The organism is Pseudokordiimonas caeni, assembly GCF_026719705.1.
Taxonomy (GTDB): Bacteria; Pseudomonadota; Alphaproteobacteria; order Sphingomonadales; family Kordiimonadaceae; genus Gimibacter; species Gimibacter caeni.
The window spans coordinates 249945-264620 of sequence record NZ_JAPPRR010000003.1 but is presented as its reverse complement, the minus strand read 5'-3'; the positions used below and the strand labels follow the sequence as shown (position 1 = coordinate 264620).

15 protein-coding genes are annotated in these 14676 nt (G+C 61.7%); 5 read left to right on the top strand and 10 right to left on the bottom strand.

Features of this window, described 5'->3' with window-relative positions; all coding sequences use genetic code 11:
* Positions 1-71: 71 nt before the first annotated feature.
* Positions 72-296: a 50S ribosomal protein L31 gene (gene rpmE / locus OU694_RS14435; protein ID WP_308911715.1), complete on the bottom strand. Its 225-nt coding sequence runs from the start codon at positions 294-296 to the stop codon at positions 72-74.
* A gap of 185 nt (positions 297-481) precedes the next feature.
* Between rpmE and OU694_RS14430 the strand changes: the two genes are divergently transcribed.
* The gene (locus OU694_RS14430) at positions 482-2266 is read left to right on the top strand and encodes an ABC transporter transmembrane domain-containing protein (protein ID WP_308911714.1); all 1785 of its coding nucleotides are present in this window, start codon (positions 482-484) and stop codon (positions 2264-2266) included.
* A 32-nt stretch (positions 2267-2298) separates the two neighbouring features.
* On the opposite strand, the gene OU694_RS14425 is transcribed toward OU694_RS14430, so the two are convergent.
* From OU694_RS14425 to OU694_RS14415, 3 genes are read right to left on the bottom strand one after another with little or no spacing between them, the layout of a single operon-like run.
* Entirely contained in the window at positions 2299-3312 is a 1014-nt protein-coding gene (locus tag OU694_RS14425; protein WP_308911713.1) for a serine hydrolase domain-containing protein, read from the bottom strand.
* Positions 3309-4403 carry a peptidoglycan -binding protein gene (locus tag OU694_RS14420; protein WP_308911712.1) on the bottom strand — a complete coding sequence of 365 codons (1095 nt, stop codon included), beginning with the start codon at positions 4401-4403 and terminating at the stop codon, positions 3309-3311. The genes OU694_RS14425 and OU694_RS14420 overlap by 4 nt, the downstream gene beginning before the upstream one ends.
* Positions 4403-5662, bottom strand: coding sequence for a hypothetical protein (locus tag OU694_RS14415; RefSeq protein ID WP_308911711.1), 1260 nt, complete (start codon positions 5660-5662; stop codon positions 4403-4405). The genes OU694_RS14420 and OU694_RS14415 overlap by 1 nt, the downstream gene beginning before the upstream one ends.
* 166 nt (positions 5663-5828) lie before the next feature.
* Between OU694_RS14415 and OU694_RS14410 the strand changes: the two genes are divergently transcribed.
* Positions 5829-6863 carry an aldose epimerase family protein gene (locus OU694_RS14410; RefSeq protein WP_308911710.1) on the top strand — a complete coding sequence of 345 codons (1035 nt, stop codon included), beginning with the start codon at positions 5829-5831 and terminating at the stop codon, positions 6861-6863.
* Positions 6864-6952: 89 nt separating this feature from the next.
* Positions 6953-7708, top strand: coding sequence for a substrate-binding periplasmic protein (locus OU694_RS14405; protein ID WP_308911709.1), 756 nt, complete (start codon positions 6953-6955; stop codon positions 7706-7708).
* A 4-nt stretch (positions 7709-7712) separates the two neighbouring features.
* On the opposite strand, the gene OU694_RS14400 is transcribed toward OU694_RS14405, so the two are convergent.
* The 3 genes from OU694_RS14400 to efp all read right to left on the bottom strand — a co-directional run bounded on the left by OU694_RS14400 (position 7713) and on the right by efp (position 10018).
* Positions 7713-8426, bottom strand: coding sequence for a glutathione S-transferase family protein (locus OU694_RS14400; RefSeq protein ID WP_308911708.1), 714 nt, complete (start codon positions 8424-8426; stop codon positions 7713-7715).
* Between the two features lie 120 nt (positions 8427-8546).
* On the bottom strand, positions 8547-9362 hold the full coding sequence (locus OU694_RS14395) for an inositol monophosphatase family protein (RefSeq protein WP_308911707.1): 816 nt from the start codon (positions 9360-9362) through the stop codon (positions 8547-8549).
* A 92-nt stretch (positions 9363-9454) separates the two neighbouring features.
* On the bottom strand, positions 9455-10018 hold the full coding sequence (gene efp, locus OU694_RS14390) for an elongation factor P (RefSeq protein WP_308911706.1): 564 nt from the start codon (positions 10016-10018) through the stop codon (positions 9455-9457).
* Between the two features lie 289 nt (positions 10019-10307).
* On the opposite strand from efp, the gene OU694_RS14385 reads away from it, so the two are divergent.
* Positions 10308-10784, top strand: a complete 477-nt coding sequence (locus OU694_RS14385) for a DoxX family protein (RefSeq protein ID WP_308911705.1) — start codon at positions 10308-10310, stop codon at positions 10782-10784.
* A gap of 89 nt (positions 10785-10873) precedes the next feature.
* On the top strand, positions 10874-11437 hold the full coding sequence (locus OU694_RS14380; RefSeq protein WP_308911704.1) for a peroxiredoxin family protein: 564 nt from the start codon (positions 10874-10876) through the stop codon (positions 11435-11437).
* Positions 11438-11479: 42 nt separating this feature from the next.
* Here OU694_RS14380 and OU694_RS14375 read toward each other — a convergent pair whose 3' ends face one another.
* The 3 genes from OU694_RS14375 to OU694_RS14365 all read right to left on the bottom strand — a co-directional run bounded on the left by OU694_RS14375 (position 11480) and on the right by OU694_RS14365 (position 14570).
* The gene (locus OU694_RS14375; protein WP_308911703.1) at positions 11480-12919 is read right to left on the bottom strand and encodes an amidohydrolase family protein; all 1440 of its coding nucleotides are present in this window, start codon (positions 12917-12919) and stop codon (positions 11480-11482) included.
* Between the two features lie 4 nt (positions 12920-12923).
* Positions 12924-13568: a thiamine phosphate synthase gene (thiE, locus tag OU694_RS14370; RefSeq protein WP_308911702.1), complete on the bottom strand. Its 645-nt coding sequence runs from the start codon at positions 13566-13568 to the stop codon at positions 12924-12926.
* 81 nt (positions 13569-13649) lie between these two features.
* Positions 13650-14570 (bottom strand): class I fructose-bisphosphate aldolase, encoded by a 921-nt coding sequence (locus tag OU694_RS14365; RefSeq protein ID WP_289503656.1) that lies wholly within the window; start codon positions 14568-14570, stop codon positions 13650-13652.
* Between the last annotated feature and the right edge of the window lie 106 nt (positions 14571-14676).

Below are 14676 nucleotides of genomic sequence, written 5' to 3'. Positions count from 1 at the left end.
TCAAGGGGGACAAAATGAAAAAGGCGCCATCAAAGGCGCCTTCTCCGAATTCCGCGATTGTCGCGAACGACTTACTTGTTGAGCGAGAAGCTGCCGAAGCGCTTCTTGAAGCGCGCAACCTGGCCGCCTTCACCAACCGTACGGGTGCCACCGGTCCAGGCCGGGTGCGACTTCGGGTCGATCTCGAGCGTCATGGTGTCGCCTTCAGCGCCCCAGGTGGAACGCGTCTCGTAGGTCGTCCCGTCGGTCATCACGACTTTGATCGTGTGGTAGTCGGGGTGAATACCTTGTTTCATGGCCTAGTCCTCCAAAAACGAGCCCCGCGTATAAAAGGATTCATCGGGGTTGGCAAGGGTCGAAACGCGATAGGCCTGCATTTTTGCCATACGGGCTTATTTTGTGCTCGGGCGTTGGCGATCCGGCGCCAATGGCTTATATGAAGCCCAATCGTCCGACGAAATATAGAAAGACCGGATATCCGATGACCGACAGCGCCGTCCGCCTAGAGCATGAAGCCCCGAAAGCCCCGGTTCGCAAGGTGAAGGGCCTTTGGCGCTTCATCCGCCCCTACAAGAAGGAACTGGCGCTGGCGTTTCTGTTTCTGGTGATTGGTGCCGCCACCGTGCTGGTGCTGCCCTCGGCGATGCAGGGCATTGTCGATCAGGGCTTCTCCACCGAAGACGCCCACACCGTGGACCGCTATTTCTTCATTTTCATCGGGCTTGTCGTGGTGATGGCGGCCTCCACGGCGTTCCGATTCTATTTCGTCACCTGGCTTGGCGAGCGGGTTGTCGCCGATATTCGCAAGGCGGTGTACGAACGGCTGATCACGCTCAGCCCCGAATATTTCGAAGAGAATCGCCCCGGCGAGATCGTGAGCCGCCTGACCGCCGACACCACCCTTGTGCAGAATATCGTCGGTTCGTCGGCAAGTGTGTGGGCACGAAATCTGCTGATCGCCGTTATCGGCACGGTCTGGCTGTTCATCATGTCGCCAAAGCTGATGGCCTCGATTGCCATCGTCATCCCGATTGTCCTTTTCATTCTCATCTGGGTCGGCCGCAAGGTCCGCACCCTGTCGCGCAAGAGCCAGGACCGAGTGGCGGATGTGGGGGCGCAGGCCAATGAAACGCTCGGCGCCCTCAATATCGTGCAGGCATTCACCCGCGAAGACACCGAAGCCCAGCGTTTCGGGCGGCGCGTGGACGATGCCTTCCGTATGGCGCGCCTGCGCATCATGGTGCGCGCAGGCCTCACCGCTGCGCTCATCTTCCTCATCTTCGGGGCCATCACACTCGTTCTGTATGAAGGCGTACAGGATGTGATCCAGGGCACCATGACCGGTGGCCAGATCCTTGAGTTCATCATGCGCGCCATCTTCGTGGCCGGTGCCTTCGGGGCGCTGTCGGAAGTCTATAGCGACCTGCAGCGCGCCGCCGGTGCCGCCGGGCGGCTGTCCGAGCTTCTGCATGCCGAATCGAAGATCGTGGTGCCCGATAACCCGATGCCGATGCCGCCCAAAGTGCAGGGCGATATCGCGTTCGAGAATGTGACCTTCGCCTATCCGACGAAACCGACCATACCGGCCCTCAAAGACTTCAACCTGCATATCAAGGCGGGTGAAACCGTGGCGCTTGTCGGCCCCTCAGGTGCGGGCAAGACGACCGTCCTGCAGCTTCTGTTGCGCTTCTACGATCCGCAATCGGGCCGCGTGACCATTGACGGCGTGCCGATCAACGAAACGCTCCCGGCCGATTTCCGCGCGCATCTCGCTTTCGTGCCGCAGGAGACGATCATTTTCGCCGACACAATCGCGGAAAATATCCGCTACGGCCGGCTTGACGCGACGGACGAGGAAGTCCGCGAAGCCGCAAGGGCAGCGGCTGCCCTCGACTTTATCGAGAAAAGCCCCGAAGGCTTCGATACGGTTCTGGGCGAACGCGGCACCCGGCTCTCGGGCGGCCAGCGCCAGCGCCTTGCCATCGCCCGCGCCATCCTGCGCGATGCCCCGATCCTGCTCCTCGATGAAGCAACCTCGGCGCTTGACGCTGAAAGCGAGTTGAAAGTGCAGGAAGCGCTGGAGCATCTGATGCAGGGTCGCACCACGCTGGTGATCGCGCACCGGCTGGCCACAGTGAAGAAAGCCGACCGCATCATTGTGATGGACGACGGTGGCATCATCGCCGAAGGCACGCACGAGGAGCTGTCCCGCACAGACGGCCTCTACAAGCGCCTCGCTGACCTGCAATTCGGGGAAGTGGCCTAGATCACTCGCCGGCTAAACCGGCGAATGACGATTCATTCATTTAACAGGGCGGGGATGATTTCCTCGCCCAGCATCCTCATCGGCGTGAATTGTTCGGGCTTGTTGTAGTTGCGGCCTGTGAAGGCGGCAACAAGGTCGATCTCCGGCACGATGATGATGAAATTGCCGCCGTTGCCGTGGGCATAGGTGATGCTCACCGGCTTGTCTTTCACCCTGCCCTCGTTGCGCCACCAGAGATAGCCGTATGTTTCGCGGCGGTCGAAGATGCGGGTCTGGAAGCCGGTCATCGCCTTGATCCAATCGGCCGCTATCAGCTGCTTGCCTTCCCACACACCGCCCGCATGCACCAATTGGCCGATCTTCAGGAGCGCTCCGATCTCCAGCCGCAGATGGCCACCGGTATCGGTATGGCCTTCAGGTGTGCCCTCCCATTTGGCATTGCGGATACCCAGCGGATGAAACAGCCGCTCGTCCGCGAAGGTCGGCACGTCGGAGCCCGACAGCGCGTCGATCACGCGGCCCAGAAGCACGGCACCGCCGGTGCAATAGCTGAAATGCTTACCTCGCTCATAAGCACGCGGCAGACCGACCACAAAGGCACTCCAGTCGCTAGTGCCATACATGCGTTCCTCATTGCCAAGCGAGGCCGGCACCCAGTCGTTGCAGGCAAGGCCCGAGCGCATGGTGAGCAGGTCTTCCACCGTGATCTCTCGGCGCGGGTCGGCCTTGTCCATACCCTTATAAAGATCGGGCAACAGCTTCGAGACGGGCGTCTTCACGCTTTTGAGGCTGCCATCCTCAATCAGTTCGCCCACGAGGATCGCCGTGATGCTTTTGGTGGCGGAGCGGATATCCTGACGGCTTCCGGCAAGCGCCGCCGCATCCGGCACATCCAGCACCAGCTTGCCACCCACCGAGACAAGCGCGCCTGTCACCCCCTTGTACTCGCCCTTCTTCAGCCGCGCGGCGACATCATCAAGTGTTGTTTCGGCCATGGCCGTTGCCGAAAGGCAAAGGGCCATCAGGGCAGCAGCTATGCGTTTCATCGCTGATCGAGTCTCATTTCGATGCGGCGGTTGCGGGCATAGGCGAAGGTGTTGTCGGCCGGGTCCAACGGATGATGCTCGCCGAAGCCCGCTGCCGCCAGCCGGTGCGGTTCGACGCCCTGCTCCACGAGAAATTCGACGACCGAAACGGCACGGGCGGTGGAAAGCTCCCAGTTGTTGCGGAAGCGTGCTGTGCTGATCGGGCGTTTGTCGGTATGACCGTCCACCCGGAGAACCCAATCAAGGTCCGACGGCAATTCGCGCGAGATGGTGAGGAGCGTTTCGGCAAACTTGCGCATCTCCGCGCGGCCTTCGGGGCCAAGCTCGGCCGAACCGCTTTCAAACAGAAGTTCGGACGCAAACACGAACCTGTCGCCTTCGATCCGCACCTCGGGCCGGTTGGCGAGCACTTCCTTCAATCGTCCGAAAAATTCGGACCGGTATCCGGCCAGTTCATCGACCTTGGCGGCGAGCGCCCGGTTGAGCCGGCGGCCGAGATCGACAATCACCGCCTGATTGCGCTGGTCGCGTTCCTCGCTCGCCTGCAGGGCCGCCTCAAGGCGTGCCAGCTGCTCGCGAAGAGCCGTGATGCTCCGCTGCAGGGTTTCAACCTGCCGCCGTGCGCTTTCGGAAAGAGCTTTCTCACGCTCCAGCTCTTCGCTGGCGGTCGCGTATCGGGATTTGAGGTCTGCGGCTTCCACGCCGAGCGCGCTTGCAGCGGCATCCAATTCGGCAAGCCTTGCGGTTGAACTGGCGAGGGCCGATTTCGTGCTTTCAAGTTCGGCGCTCAAGGCGTCCCGGTCCTTGTTCGCGGCTTCCAGAGAGGATGAAAGCTCGGCCATGCTGTCGCGCAGCGCCGCCGAGGCCTGCTGCTCCATCTTCAGAAGGTCCCCAAGCTCCAGCACCTGCATCCTGAGTTCGGCCAGCGCCTTGTCGCGGCCCGAAAGAGCCTGCCCGAGAAAGAACTGGGCCAGCACAAAAAGCGACAGGAGGAAGATGATGACAAGCAAGAGCGTGGACAGCGCATCCACAAAGCCCGGCCAGACATTGTCGCCGGAATCACCACCTAGCCGTCGCCGGGCGCCGATCATCAGTTATCGTCCTTTTCACGCTCGGCGACGAGCGGCCGCGCGCGCGGTTGTTCGTTGCCCGTCGCAGGGCTCGCGGGGGCCGTGCCTTCACGCTCGCCAAGGCCGGCGGAAAGCGTGCGGGCCAGCAGGCGGATTTCACCCCGCAGGCCTTCGTTCAGCGTTTCGGCGGCGCGGGACTGTTCCTCGATCAGGCGTTTGATGCCGACATCAAGGTTACGGATATGCTGGCGGGTCGCTTCGTCCAGTGCACCGGCATTGCTGGCATCCGCCATGCGCGTGCCAAGCCCTTCGATGGCGCGGGCCAGCGCGCGCGAGGTTTCATCCCGCGCACTTGCCTCGGCCTGCGTTTGTGCACGCTGGGCATCCAGCCGGTCGGCGAGCGTCGCCAGATGCTCGGCCACCGCCGACATGGCGGCATGCGCTTCGTGGCGGAAGGCGCTTTCCTCGCGGATCGTGCGGGCGAGCTTTTCGATCCCGGCCGCCGATTGTTCCATCAGCGCAGTCATATAGGCGTCGGGCGCGCCGCCGCCGCCCATGGCCACGCCCTCGACGGCATCGCCGCCGCGCGACAGGTGGGTAACAGACGCCAGCCAGTCTTCCACTTCGTTATAGAAGCGCGTCTGGGCCTGGCTCGCCTGCAGGTCAAGGAAACCGAGGACAAGGCTACCGGTGAGGCCGAAAAGCGAGCTTGAGAAAGCCGTACCCATGCCCGAAAGCGGTGCTTCGAGGCCGGCTTTCAGTTCATCGAACATCAGGGCCATGTCGGTGCCATCCACGGTCAGCCCGCTGATCGTGTTGCCAATCGCGCCGATGGTGCCCAAGAGGCCCCAGAAGGTACCAAGAAGGCCAAGGAAGATCAGAAGCCCGGTGAAATACCGGCTGATCTCGCGGCTTTCTTCAAGCCTTGAGGCGATACCATCGAGGACCGAGCGCATGGAAAGGGCGGAAAGCCGCACGCCGCCCTCGGCCTGCGTTGCCAGAAGCTGGGCAGCAGGCGCCATCAGGCGGGGGGCGGCGGGCACACTGCCCGCATTCTGCACCCGGCGGAAAGCGGTGATCCAGCCGATCTCGGGCGCCAGATCCAGCACGCGCCGCCATGCGTAAACAGCGCCGACGACCAGCATCAGGAGGATGACGCCATTGAGCGCCGGGTTCGCCGTGAAAGCTGCGACAAGCGCCTTCGAGAGCACTGCCGCCACTGCAATCACCGCGAGGCAAAAGACCGTCATGCGGATGATGAATTTCTGGGGTCGTGTCATGGTCGCATCCTGCCTTCCCGGCCCGATCAATTTCTTCAACAGGTTAGCCGCATATTAGGGGCCAAAATCGGGCAAAGGAAGGGCAGAGTTGCGAGAGTTTACCGGAGGCTGGACCAGCGCCCGCACCCGCGCCATAGTAGCGCCGCCCGTATCTGGAGTGAGCCTGATGCCTGTTGAAACCGCCCTGCCCGGTATAACCCGCGAGCCTTTCGGCACCCTGAGCGACGGCCGCCCGGTGAGCCTTTATCGCCTGTCAGACGGTTGCGGCTTCACCTTCGGCATCACCGAATACGGTGCCCGGATCGTCTCGCTGACAGCGCCTGATCGCGACGGCACGTTTGCCGATGTCGTCCTGGGTTTTGATGCAATCGCGGATTATGAGGCCGACAGCACCTATATCGGCTGTGTGGCCGGGCGTTATGCCAACCGCATCGGCGGCAGCCGCTTCACGATTGACGGCACCGAATACCGGCTTACCGCGAACGAAGGGCCAAACCAGCTGCACGGCGGGCCGGACGGTTTCGACAAACGGTTCTGGACCGCCGAAATGCTGGAAGGCCCGGCCTTGCGGCTGACGCTTACAAGCCCCGACGGCGACAACGGCTTCCCCGGCACGCTGCATGCCAGCGTCACCTATCGCATCACCGCACCCGGCACAGTCGCTGTCGACTATGAGGCGACAACCGACAAGGCCACGCTCGTGAACCTCACCCAGCACAGCTATTTCAATCTGGATGGGCATGCGGCGGGATCGGCGCTCGGACACCAGTTGATGATCACCGCCGATCGTTACCTGCCGGTAGACAGCGCAAATCTGCCGCTGGATCCTGAAACGGTTGCCGGCAGCGGCTTCGACTTCCGGGAAACACGCATGGTGCACGGCCAGTATGACCACAACTGGATCGTCGCGGACCGGTTTGCGCCCGGCGCGGTCCATGCCGTGGCCACGCTTGTCTCCCCATCAAGCGGGCGCCGAATGACGGTCCTGACCGACAAGCCTGGCGTGCAGTTCTACACCGGCCAGCATCTGAAGGGCGTCAAGGGCAAGGGTGGCGCACTTTACGGCCCCACTGCCGGTCTCTGCCTTGAAACACAGCTGTTCCCGGACAGCCCACACCATCCGGAATGGCCGTCGGCGATCTTGCGGCCTGGCGAGAAATACCGCTCACAGACTGTATTTGCCTTTGATACAGTAACTTAGAGTTGGACACATCACCTTCCAGCTTGCCGGATCACCTCCCCTCCCCCTATGCTAGGCACGGGGGGTCGCTGGAATGGGGTTTTCCGGCAATGGCTAGGCTTTGGGTTTGGGCATGGGCGATCATGGGGTGCTTTGCATCCCCGCTTCATGCTGCCGACCCGCTGACCATCGCCTATCCCGAGCGCAAGCCCTATCACTTCACCAACGAGAGCGGCACCCCGACGGGGCTGTTGACCGACGTGCTGAAGCAGGCACTGGCGACCGCCGAAATCGACGCGCGTTTCGTCATGATGCCAACCCAGCGCGCACTGGCGCTGGTGCAGCAAACCGATCCCTTCTGCACCATCAGCTGGTTCAAGACACCCGAACGGCAGCGCCACGCCCGTTTCAGCATCCCCATATGGCAAGACGCCCCGCATGTTCTTGTTGCACGCGCCGAACACCGTGATCTTCTCACCCGTTTCAGCCTGATGCGCGACATCCAGTTCGACAGGCCGGTGAAGATCGGCATTGTCGACAATGTGTCCTACGGTCCGTTCCTTGACGATATCTTCCAGCTGCAGGGGCGCGGCTTCACCCTCGTGAAGCTCGTCAACAATGACGCCAACATGTACCGGATGCTGGATCAGGGCAGGTTCGACCTGATGGTCGCCTCCGAGCTTGACCTCGCCGCCGGGCTCGAATCCGCCGGGCTGGACCCCGCCACGGTCACAGCGCAGGGGTATCCCGATATCCCGCCGGGTGGCAAACGCCGCATGATGTGCTCGAAAGCCGTGGACGCGGCCCTGATCGACCGGCTGGACGCAGCCCTGAGGCCGCTGGTGCCACCCGAAATCCTCGACTGATCCCTCAGGCCGCAGACTGGCGCTCGGCAAGATAGGCGTCGATCGCGCCCTGCATTTCCTTACGGCGCGTTGTCATGAGCGTGTCCGAAAGCGCATGCAGGCGGGCGAGCGGTTCGGCCTCGAAGCAGCGGTCCCGCCAACCGGCGACCGTCGGCCAGCGGGCGGCATCAACCTCAAACCCCGCATAGCGCGCATTCAGAAGCATCGTCGACATGGCAAAGTCCGCCATCATAGGCCGGTCACCGAACAGGAAACCGACCTCCGGGAGCACGCCTTCAAGATAATCGAGCGCCGCTGGCAGGGTTTCCTCCTCCGCCTTGCGGATCATTTCCTTGTCGCCTTCTTCCTTCAGCACGAAGGGGCGGATCACTTTCTGCATGAACAGGCAGAAAACCACGTTCCGGCCAAAATGGTCGTCGGCATATTCCTCAAACCAGCGGGCCTTGGCGCGCCAGCGCGGCTCCGCGGGGTAAAGCGGCGTGCCGCCGTGGGTTTCTTCCAGATATTCGCAGATGACGGACGAATCGTTGAGCACGAACGGACCGTCCAGATACACAGGTACCCGGCGCAGCGGGCTGATCTGGGTAAACTCCGGCGGCGTCAGGAACGGGATTTGCGGATCGATCCGGTACGGCACGCCTTTGACTTCAAGCGCGATCAGCGCCTTCCTGACATAGGGTGAAACCGGGCTGCCGATGATGGTGACGGGTTCGGACATCTGCTGACTCCTCTCGCTGTTCGCGGCGGATTGGAACAGAGCCCAAGGCCGTGTGCAAATGAAAATGGCTGCCACACGCGCGTATGGCAGCCATTCAGATTTGTTGACGGAAGGACGGGGTCAGGCCGTCTTGGCAGCACCGCGGCGGGCGCGTTTGATCACCCGTTCCATCGGGGCATGCAGGCGGTCGTTCGCGGCGATGACCGAACCGGAATTCAGCATGTCCTGCCCGCCGGTAATATCGGACACATAGCCGCCCGCTTCCTTGACGATCAGGATGCCGGCCGCAATGTCCCATGACTGCAGATTGTCTTCCCAGTAACCGTCGAAACGACCAGCGGCAACATAGGCAAGATCAAGGGATGCGGCGCCGAAACGACGGATGCCGGCAACGTTCGGGGCGAACTCGGCAAGCTCGGCCTGGAAGGTGTCGTGGCCGTCCTTGCCCTTGAAGGGAATGCCGGTGGCGAGAAGGGCGGCTTCCATCTTGTCGCGGCCCGAAACGCGCAGGCGCGTGTCATTGAGATAGGCACCCTGGCCCTTTTCGGCCCAGAAAAGCTCGTCAACGATGGGGTTATAGACAACACCGGCGACGATCTCGCCTTTTTCTTCCACGGCCACGGAAAGCGCGAAGTGCGGCAGGCCGTGCAGGAAGTTGGTGGTGCCATCAAGGGGATCGATGATGAAGCGCACGTCATCGCGCTTGCCGGCGATTTCGCCATGTTCTTCCATCAGGAAGCCGAAATCGGGGCGACCGCGCGAGAGTTCTTCATAGAGGGCTTTTTCAGTGCGCTTGTCCGCAGCGGATACGAAATCCGCCGGGCCCTTCTTGGAGACCTGCAGTTGCTCCACCTCGCCGAAATCGCGGCGCAGGTTACGGCTCGCTTTCATGACGGCGGAAACGATGACATTCATCAGGGGAGAACGGCGCGACATGGGATAATCCCTCCTTTAAGGGCACAACTCGGACACAACATTAGAAAGAGCGAAAGCCGCCCCGGCCGCAACCGGGGCAGCGGAAACGGATGTTATTCGGCGCGGGTCGAATATTCGTGCGTTTCAGTCAGCACGACGATGCGGTCACCGATATTGATGAAGGGGGGTACCATCACACGGATGCCATTGTCCATGATCGCGGGCTTGTAGCTCGAAGCGGCGGTCTGGCCCTTCACGACGGGCTCGGTTTCGGTCACTTCCAGAACCACCTTCTCCGGCAGCGAAACGCCGAGCGGAGTTTCCTCGAAGAATTCGATCACGGCGATCATATTGTCCTGCAGGAAGACCGAAGCCTCGCCGATGTCTTCGGCGGTCAGTTCGATCTGGTCGTAGGTTTCCTGGTTCATGAAAATGAACTTTTCACCTTCGGCATACAGGAACTGATAGTCGCGCTGCTCAAGGGTGACGCGCTCGACCTTGTCTGCCGACCGGAAACGCTCGTTGAGCTTGGTGCCGTCGCGCAGGTTCTTCATCTCGACCTGCATGAAAGCGCCGCCTTTGCCGGGCATCGTGTGTTGGGTTTTGGTGACGCGCCACAGGCCGCCGTTATGCTCGAGCACGTTGCCGATACGGATCGAGTTGCCGTCGATCTTCATGGGGACTTCCTCACAAGGTCTAATAAAGCCAAAGAACGTTCGGCCCGAATGTGGCACAATCCGAAAGCTGCGCCGGGGCCGGGTCGGCGCCGCATGTATCAGATTTTAGGATGGGGGGCAATGGGGGATTGGCGAACGCCATTGGCATGGCGTTCGATATTTAGCAACACAGCCTATACATTTGTATGGCTATCCCTTCAACGTACCCAACGTCATATTCCGGATCAGTTGAACAGCACGGCGCGGCCACAGGGCCCGCTGACAAGATAGACAGATACGGAGACCAACAATGACCACCAAAGCACAAATCTTCGGCGCCACCCTGCCGGTTCCCTCGATCGAATCCATCGTCGGCAAGTTTTCCGACCATGCCGATACCCTTGTCCGCGTTGCGACGGGCCTTTTCCTGATGCCCCACGGCGCCCAGAAGCTGTTCGGCTGGTTCGGCGGCTACGGCCTTGAAGCCACCGGCCAGTTCTTCCAGACCCAGATGGGCTTCTCGAACGGCTATCTCGCAGCCCTCGGCGCCGGTTCGGTCGAGTTTTTCGGCGGGCTCCTTCTCGCCCTCGGCCTCTTCACCCGGCCCGCTGCCATCGCTGTCCTCGTGATGCTTGCGGTTGCCAGCACCTTCCACCTCGGCGCCGGCTTCTTCTGGACATCGGGCGGCTGGGAATATCCGGTTCTCTGGGCGATCCTCGCGCTTAACTATGCCGTGAAAGGCGGCGGCCGCTTCAGCCTCGACAACGCCCTCGGCAACCGCATCTGAAGCCGGTAACATCATCGTCAAGGAAACGTGACGGGACTTGGGTCCCGTCGCTTTCTATAAGCAGCCGGTATGTTCTAGGGGAGATTGACATGCGCCTTTTCACCGCCCTCTATTTTCTTCTGATGATCGTTACCCTGCCCGCGCGCGCCGATGCGCCGGATGACCTCGGGCCCGCCGTCGGCACCAATATCGCCGCGCTCATCAAAGCGCCGGACCAGAATGGCAAGCCCCGTGCCTTTGCCGATCTCGTGGGTGAGAAAGGCGCGGTTGTCGTCTTCTTCCGTTCGGCCAAATGGTGCCCTTATTGCCAGCTGCAGCTGATTGACCTCAACCTGCATGCCGAGACCATGGCGGCGGACATGGGCTATAACCTCGTCGGCGTCAGCTACGACACCGAAGACAATCTCGCCACCTTCACGAAAAAATGGCAGGTGAATTACCCGCTGCTGTCGGATGAAGGCTCCAAGATCATCAACGAGATGGGTATCCTGAACGACGAATTCCGCCCCGGCCACTATGCCTACGGCGTACCGCATCCGCTGATCGCCATCACCGACAAATCGGGCAACATCCGCGCCAAGCTGCATGAGAAAGCCTACCGCGACCGCCCGCAGATCGAGGCGATCTTCGAGGCGATCAAGGGGCTGAACTAGGCCAGCCGGAACGCCGGCAAAGATTGAAGCGGGAGGGGCGTATCAGCGCCCCTCTTTTGCATTCCAGACATCGACCTTCGCCTTCGTCTCTTCCAGCATCCGGTCAAGCGCCGCGCGGTCATGGAACTGGCCGCGCAGGATCACGGCGCGGATCGCCTGTGTGGCGCGGATATCGGCCAGCGGGTTGCGGTCAAGGATCACCAGATCCGCCGCCTTGCCTGCCTTGATGGCACCGTATCGATCCAGCTTGCCGAACCATTCAGGCCCGGTGCGGGTAGCCGACGCCAGTGCCACAGCGGGGGTCAGGCCTTTTTCCACATAATAGGCGATCTCGTCATGGAGGCCGGGGCCGGAGTAGATGAAGGAATTCAGGAAGCCCGCATCGGTGCCCGCCAGAATTTTGACCCCCGCTTCAGCAAGGAGCGGCATCACCGCCGCCACATGCTCGTGATGGGCATGGCGGAAAGCGATCTCTTCCGGTGTCGCCTTCGCGGCGCGGTCAACCCGCCACTGGTAGGTCGCCCGAAGCTTCGGCCCGATATAGGCGAGGAAGGGGTCGTCCACATGGTCGTCCTGATCCAGATAATCGAGGATGCGGCCACCGTTCAGCGTGGGGCTGACAAACACGCCCTTCTCGGCGAAATGGCGATAGGCCTTCATCGCGGTGTCGCGGTCGAACCCGGCATCGAGGCGGCGGGTTGCGGCTGCCCGGTCGATCTTGCCAGCCGCATAATCGGCGGCAATCGCGGCTTCATCCTTCACACCGGCCTTGAAGGCATAATCCAGGTGCTCGATGGAGCTGATACCAGCGTCCACCGCCTGCCCCACCGTCAGCGCCATCGGGATGTGTCCCGATGCATTGAGGCCGGCTTTCCGGGCCGCACCCACGGCATAAAGGAACAGGTCGGGCTTCAGGGTGCTGTCGGTGATTTTCACGAAATCGACCTTCAGGCCCTTAAGTTTTGTAACTGCCGCGTCGACTTCGGCTTCCGAACCGGTCTCGATCGTGCCTTTCCACAGCGGCTTCAGCCCTTCGATCTTGGGGCCGGAGGACAGGAGCGTGGGACCAAACAGCTTGCCCTCGGCAATTTCCTGCCGCCACGCCAGCACGTCATAAGGCAGATCGCCGGAGGCATCGCGGATAGTGGTGATGCCGTGTGCCACATAAAGGGGCAGAAGTGCCTTGTTCTCGGCAATCAGGTCCGGCCCGCCACCGAAATGCACATGCATGTCCCACAGGCCGGGGATCAGGTAGCGGCCTTCGCCGTCAACTGTCTCGGCGGCCTGCCACTCAGCTGCAATCTCGGCGTCCGGCCCAACGGCGAGGATGGTGTCACCCGCTGTGGCCACCGCTTGGCCAGCAACAAGGACGCCCTTTTCAACATCGACGATGGTGACATGACGCAGAAGGAGATCAGCGTCCGCCGCGATAACGGGCGTAGCGGCGAGGATGGCGGCAAGCGCGGCGATCAGTGATTTCATCGGATCAGCCTTCAAGCGCCGCGACATATTCCTTCACGGCAGCCGCCGGACCCTTGGGGTGGCCCCAAACGCCCGAGCAGACGGCGATGAAATGCGCGCCGGCGTCGGCGAGCGTCTTTGCATGCTCCGGCTTGATGCCGCCGATGGCCACGCAGGGGATTTCGGTGACTTCGTCCCAGGTGGTCAGCAGCTCCAGATCGGCGCGGTGCTCGGTCTGTTTCGTATCGGTATCGAAAAAGGCACCGAAGGCAACATAGTTGGCGCCCGCCTCGCCGGCCTCATAGGCCAGATGCAGGCTGCCATGGCAGGTGACGCCGATCTCGCGGTCCATCCCCAGCATCTTGCGCGCACTTTCCACCGTGCCGTCGGCCTGCCCCAGATGCACGCCGTCGGCGTCTGCCGCAAGGGCGAGGTCAGCGCGGTCATTGATCAGGAAGGCGACTTCATGGTCATGGCAGATCGGCATCAGGTGCGCGGCGGCATCCAAAATCGTGGCATCGTCCACATCCTTCAGGCGCAGCTGCACGCAAGCAACGGGGCCGGCGCTCAGGGCCGCTTCCAGATCTTTCCCGAAGGCTTCAAGATCAGGGATCGCCGGCGGCGTGATCAGGTAAAGCTGGCAAGGCGGCAGGAAGGTTTCTTGGCTCATGGTGTCGTCTCGTCTCTGAAAATGAAAAGGCCCCGCACCCGAAGGTGCAGGGCCTGATCCGCATCCGGGTTTGGCCTACTATTAGGCCTTGCCCTTGAAGATGTCGATAATATTGGAAAGCATGGCAATCGCTTCCTCGCGCGGGCGCTGGAAGGTGTTGCGGCCGATGATGAAGCCGCTGCCGCCACCGGCATAGATGTCGCGCGCATCCTGATAGACGCTGTCGGTGCCCTTGGTGGCGCCGCCCGAGAAGACAACGAGACGACGGCCATTGAAGGACGACTGCATCACATGCGCCACACGCTTCGCCTGCGTCGAGATATCGATCTTGCCGGCCTCATAAGCCTTGCGAGCTTCGGGCTGTTCCAGATGTTCGGACGGCAGCTTCACCTTGATCACATGCGCGCCGAGCGAGGCGGCAAGGTGAGCCGAATAGGCGCAAACGTCCATCGCGGTTTCGCCGGCTTTCGAAAGCTCGCCGCCGCGCGGGTAGGACCACAGCACAACGGCAAGGCCCTTGGCCTTGGCTTCCTCGGCGATCATGGTGAATTCTTCAAACAGGTCCAGCGCCTGATCCGAGCACGGATAGATGGTGAAGCCCACAGCCGCGCAGCCAAGGCGGATGGCATCATCCACGCTTGCGGTGACCGACTGGTCCTTGGTGGTGGCCCAGCTGTTAGAGCTGTTCATCTTCAGGATGGTAGGGATTTGCCCCGCAAAGGTGTCGGCGCCAGCTTCCAGCATGCCGAGGGTCGAGGCATAGGCATTGAGGCCTGCATCGATCGCCAGCTGGAAGTGATAGTGCGGGTCGTAAGCGGCCGGGTTCGGCGCAAAGGAGCGCGCGGGGCCGTGTTCAAAGCCCTGGTCAACGGGCAGGATGACCATCTTGCCGGTGCCGGCGAGCTTGCCGGTGGAGAGCATGCGGGCGAGGTTCGCCTTCGTGCCCGGATTATCGGACTCATACTGGGCGAGGATCGCCTTGACGGTTTTCGAGACTTTCATTGGGGGCCCCCTGAATTATTTATGAAAAGGTGGGTCGATTGGTATTGAGTGCGCCTTTCATACACAAAGGCGGTTCCCCGCGCAACTGACTAAGCCACCAAAAACA

Coding starts and splice junctions, on each gene's coding strand:
- rpmE (WP_308911715.1), bottom strand. CDS start 296: ATGAAACAAGGTATTCACCCCGACTACCACACGATCAAAGTCGTGATG.
- OU694_RS14430 (WP_308911714.1), top strand. CDS start 482: ATGACCGACAGCGCCGTCCGCCTAGAGCATGAAGCCCCGAAAGCCCCG.
- OU694_RS14425 (WP_308911713.1), bottom strand. CDS start 3,312: ATGAAACGCATAGCTGCTGCCCTGATGGCCCTTTGCCTTTCGGCAACG.
- OU694_RS14420 (WP_308911712.1), bottom strand. CDS start 4,403: ATGATCGGCGCCCGGCGACGGCTAGGTGGTGATTCCGGCGACAATGTC.
- OU694_RS14415 (WP_308911711.1), bottom strand. CDS start 5,662: ATGACACGACCCCAGAAATTCATCATCCGCATGACGGTCTTTTGCCTC.
- OU694_RS14410 (WP_308911710.1), top strand. CDS start 5,829: ATGCCTGTTGAAACCGCCCTGCCCGGTATAACCCGCGAGCCTTTCGGC.
- OU694_RS14405 (WP_308911709.1), top strand. CDS start 6,953: ATGGCTAGGCTTTGGGTTTGGGCATGGGCGATCATGGGGTGCTTTGCA.
- OU694_RS14400 (WP_308911708.1), bottom strand. CDS start 8,426: ATGTCCGAACCCGTCACCATCATCGGCAGCCCGGTTTCACCCTATGTC.
- OU694_RS14395 (WP_308911707.1), bottom strand. CDS start 9,362: ATGTCGCGCCGTTCTCCCCTGATGAATGTCATCGTTTCCGCCGTCATG.
- efp (WP_308911706.1), bottom strand. CDS start 10,018: ATGAAGATCGACGGCAACTCGATCCGTATCGGCAACGTGCTCGAGCAT.
- OU694_RS14385 (WP_308911705.1), top strand. CDS start 10,308: ATGACCACCAAAGCACAAATCTTCGGCGCCACCCTGCCGGTTCCCTCG.
- OU694_RS14380 (WP_308911704.1), top strand. CDS start 10,874: ATGCGCCTTTTCACCGCCCTCTATTTTCTTCTGATGATCGTTACCCTG.
- OU694_RS14375 (WP_308911703.1), bottom strand. CDS start 12,919: ATGAAATCACTGATCGCCGCGCTTGCCGCCATCCTCGCCGCTACGCCC.
- thiE (WP_308911702.1), bottom strand. CDS start 13,568: ATGAGCCAAGAAACCTTCCTGCCGCCTTGCCAGCTTTACCTGATCACG.
- OU694_RS14365 (WP_289503656.1), bottom strand. CDS start 14,570: ATGAAAGTCTCGAAAACCGTCAAGGCGATCCTCGCCCAGTATGAGTCC.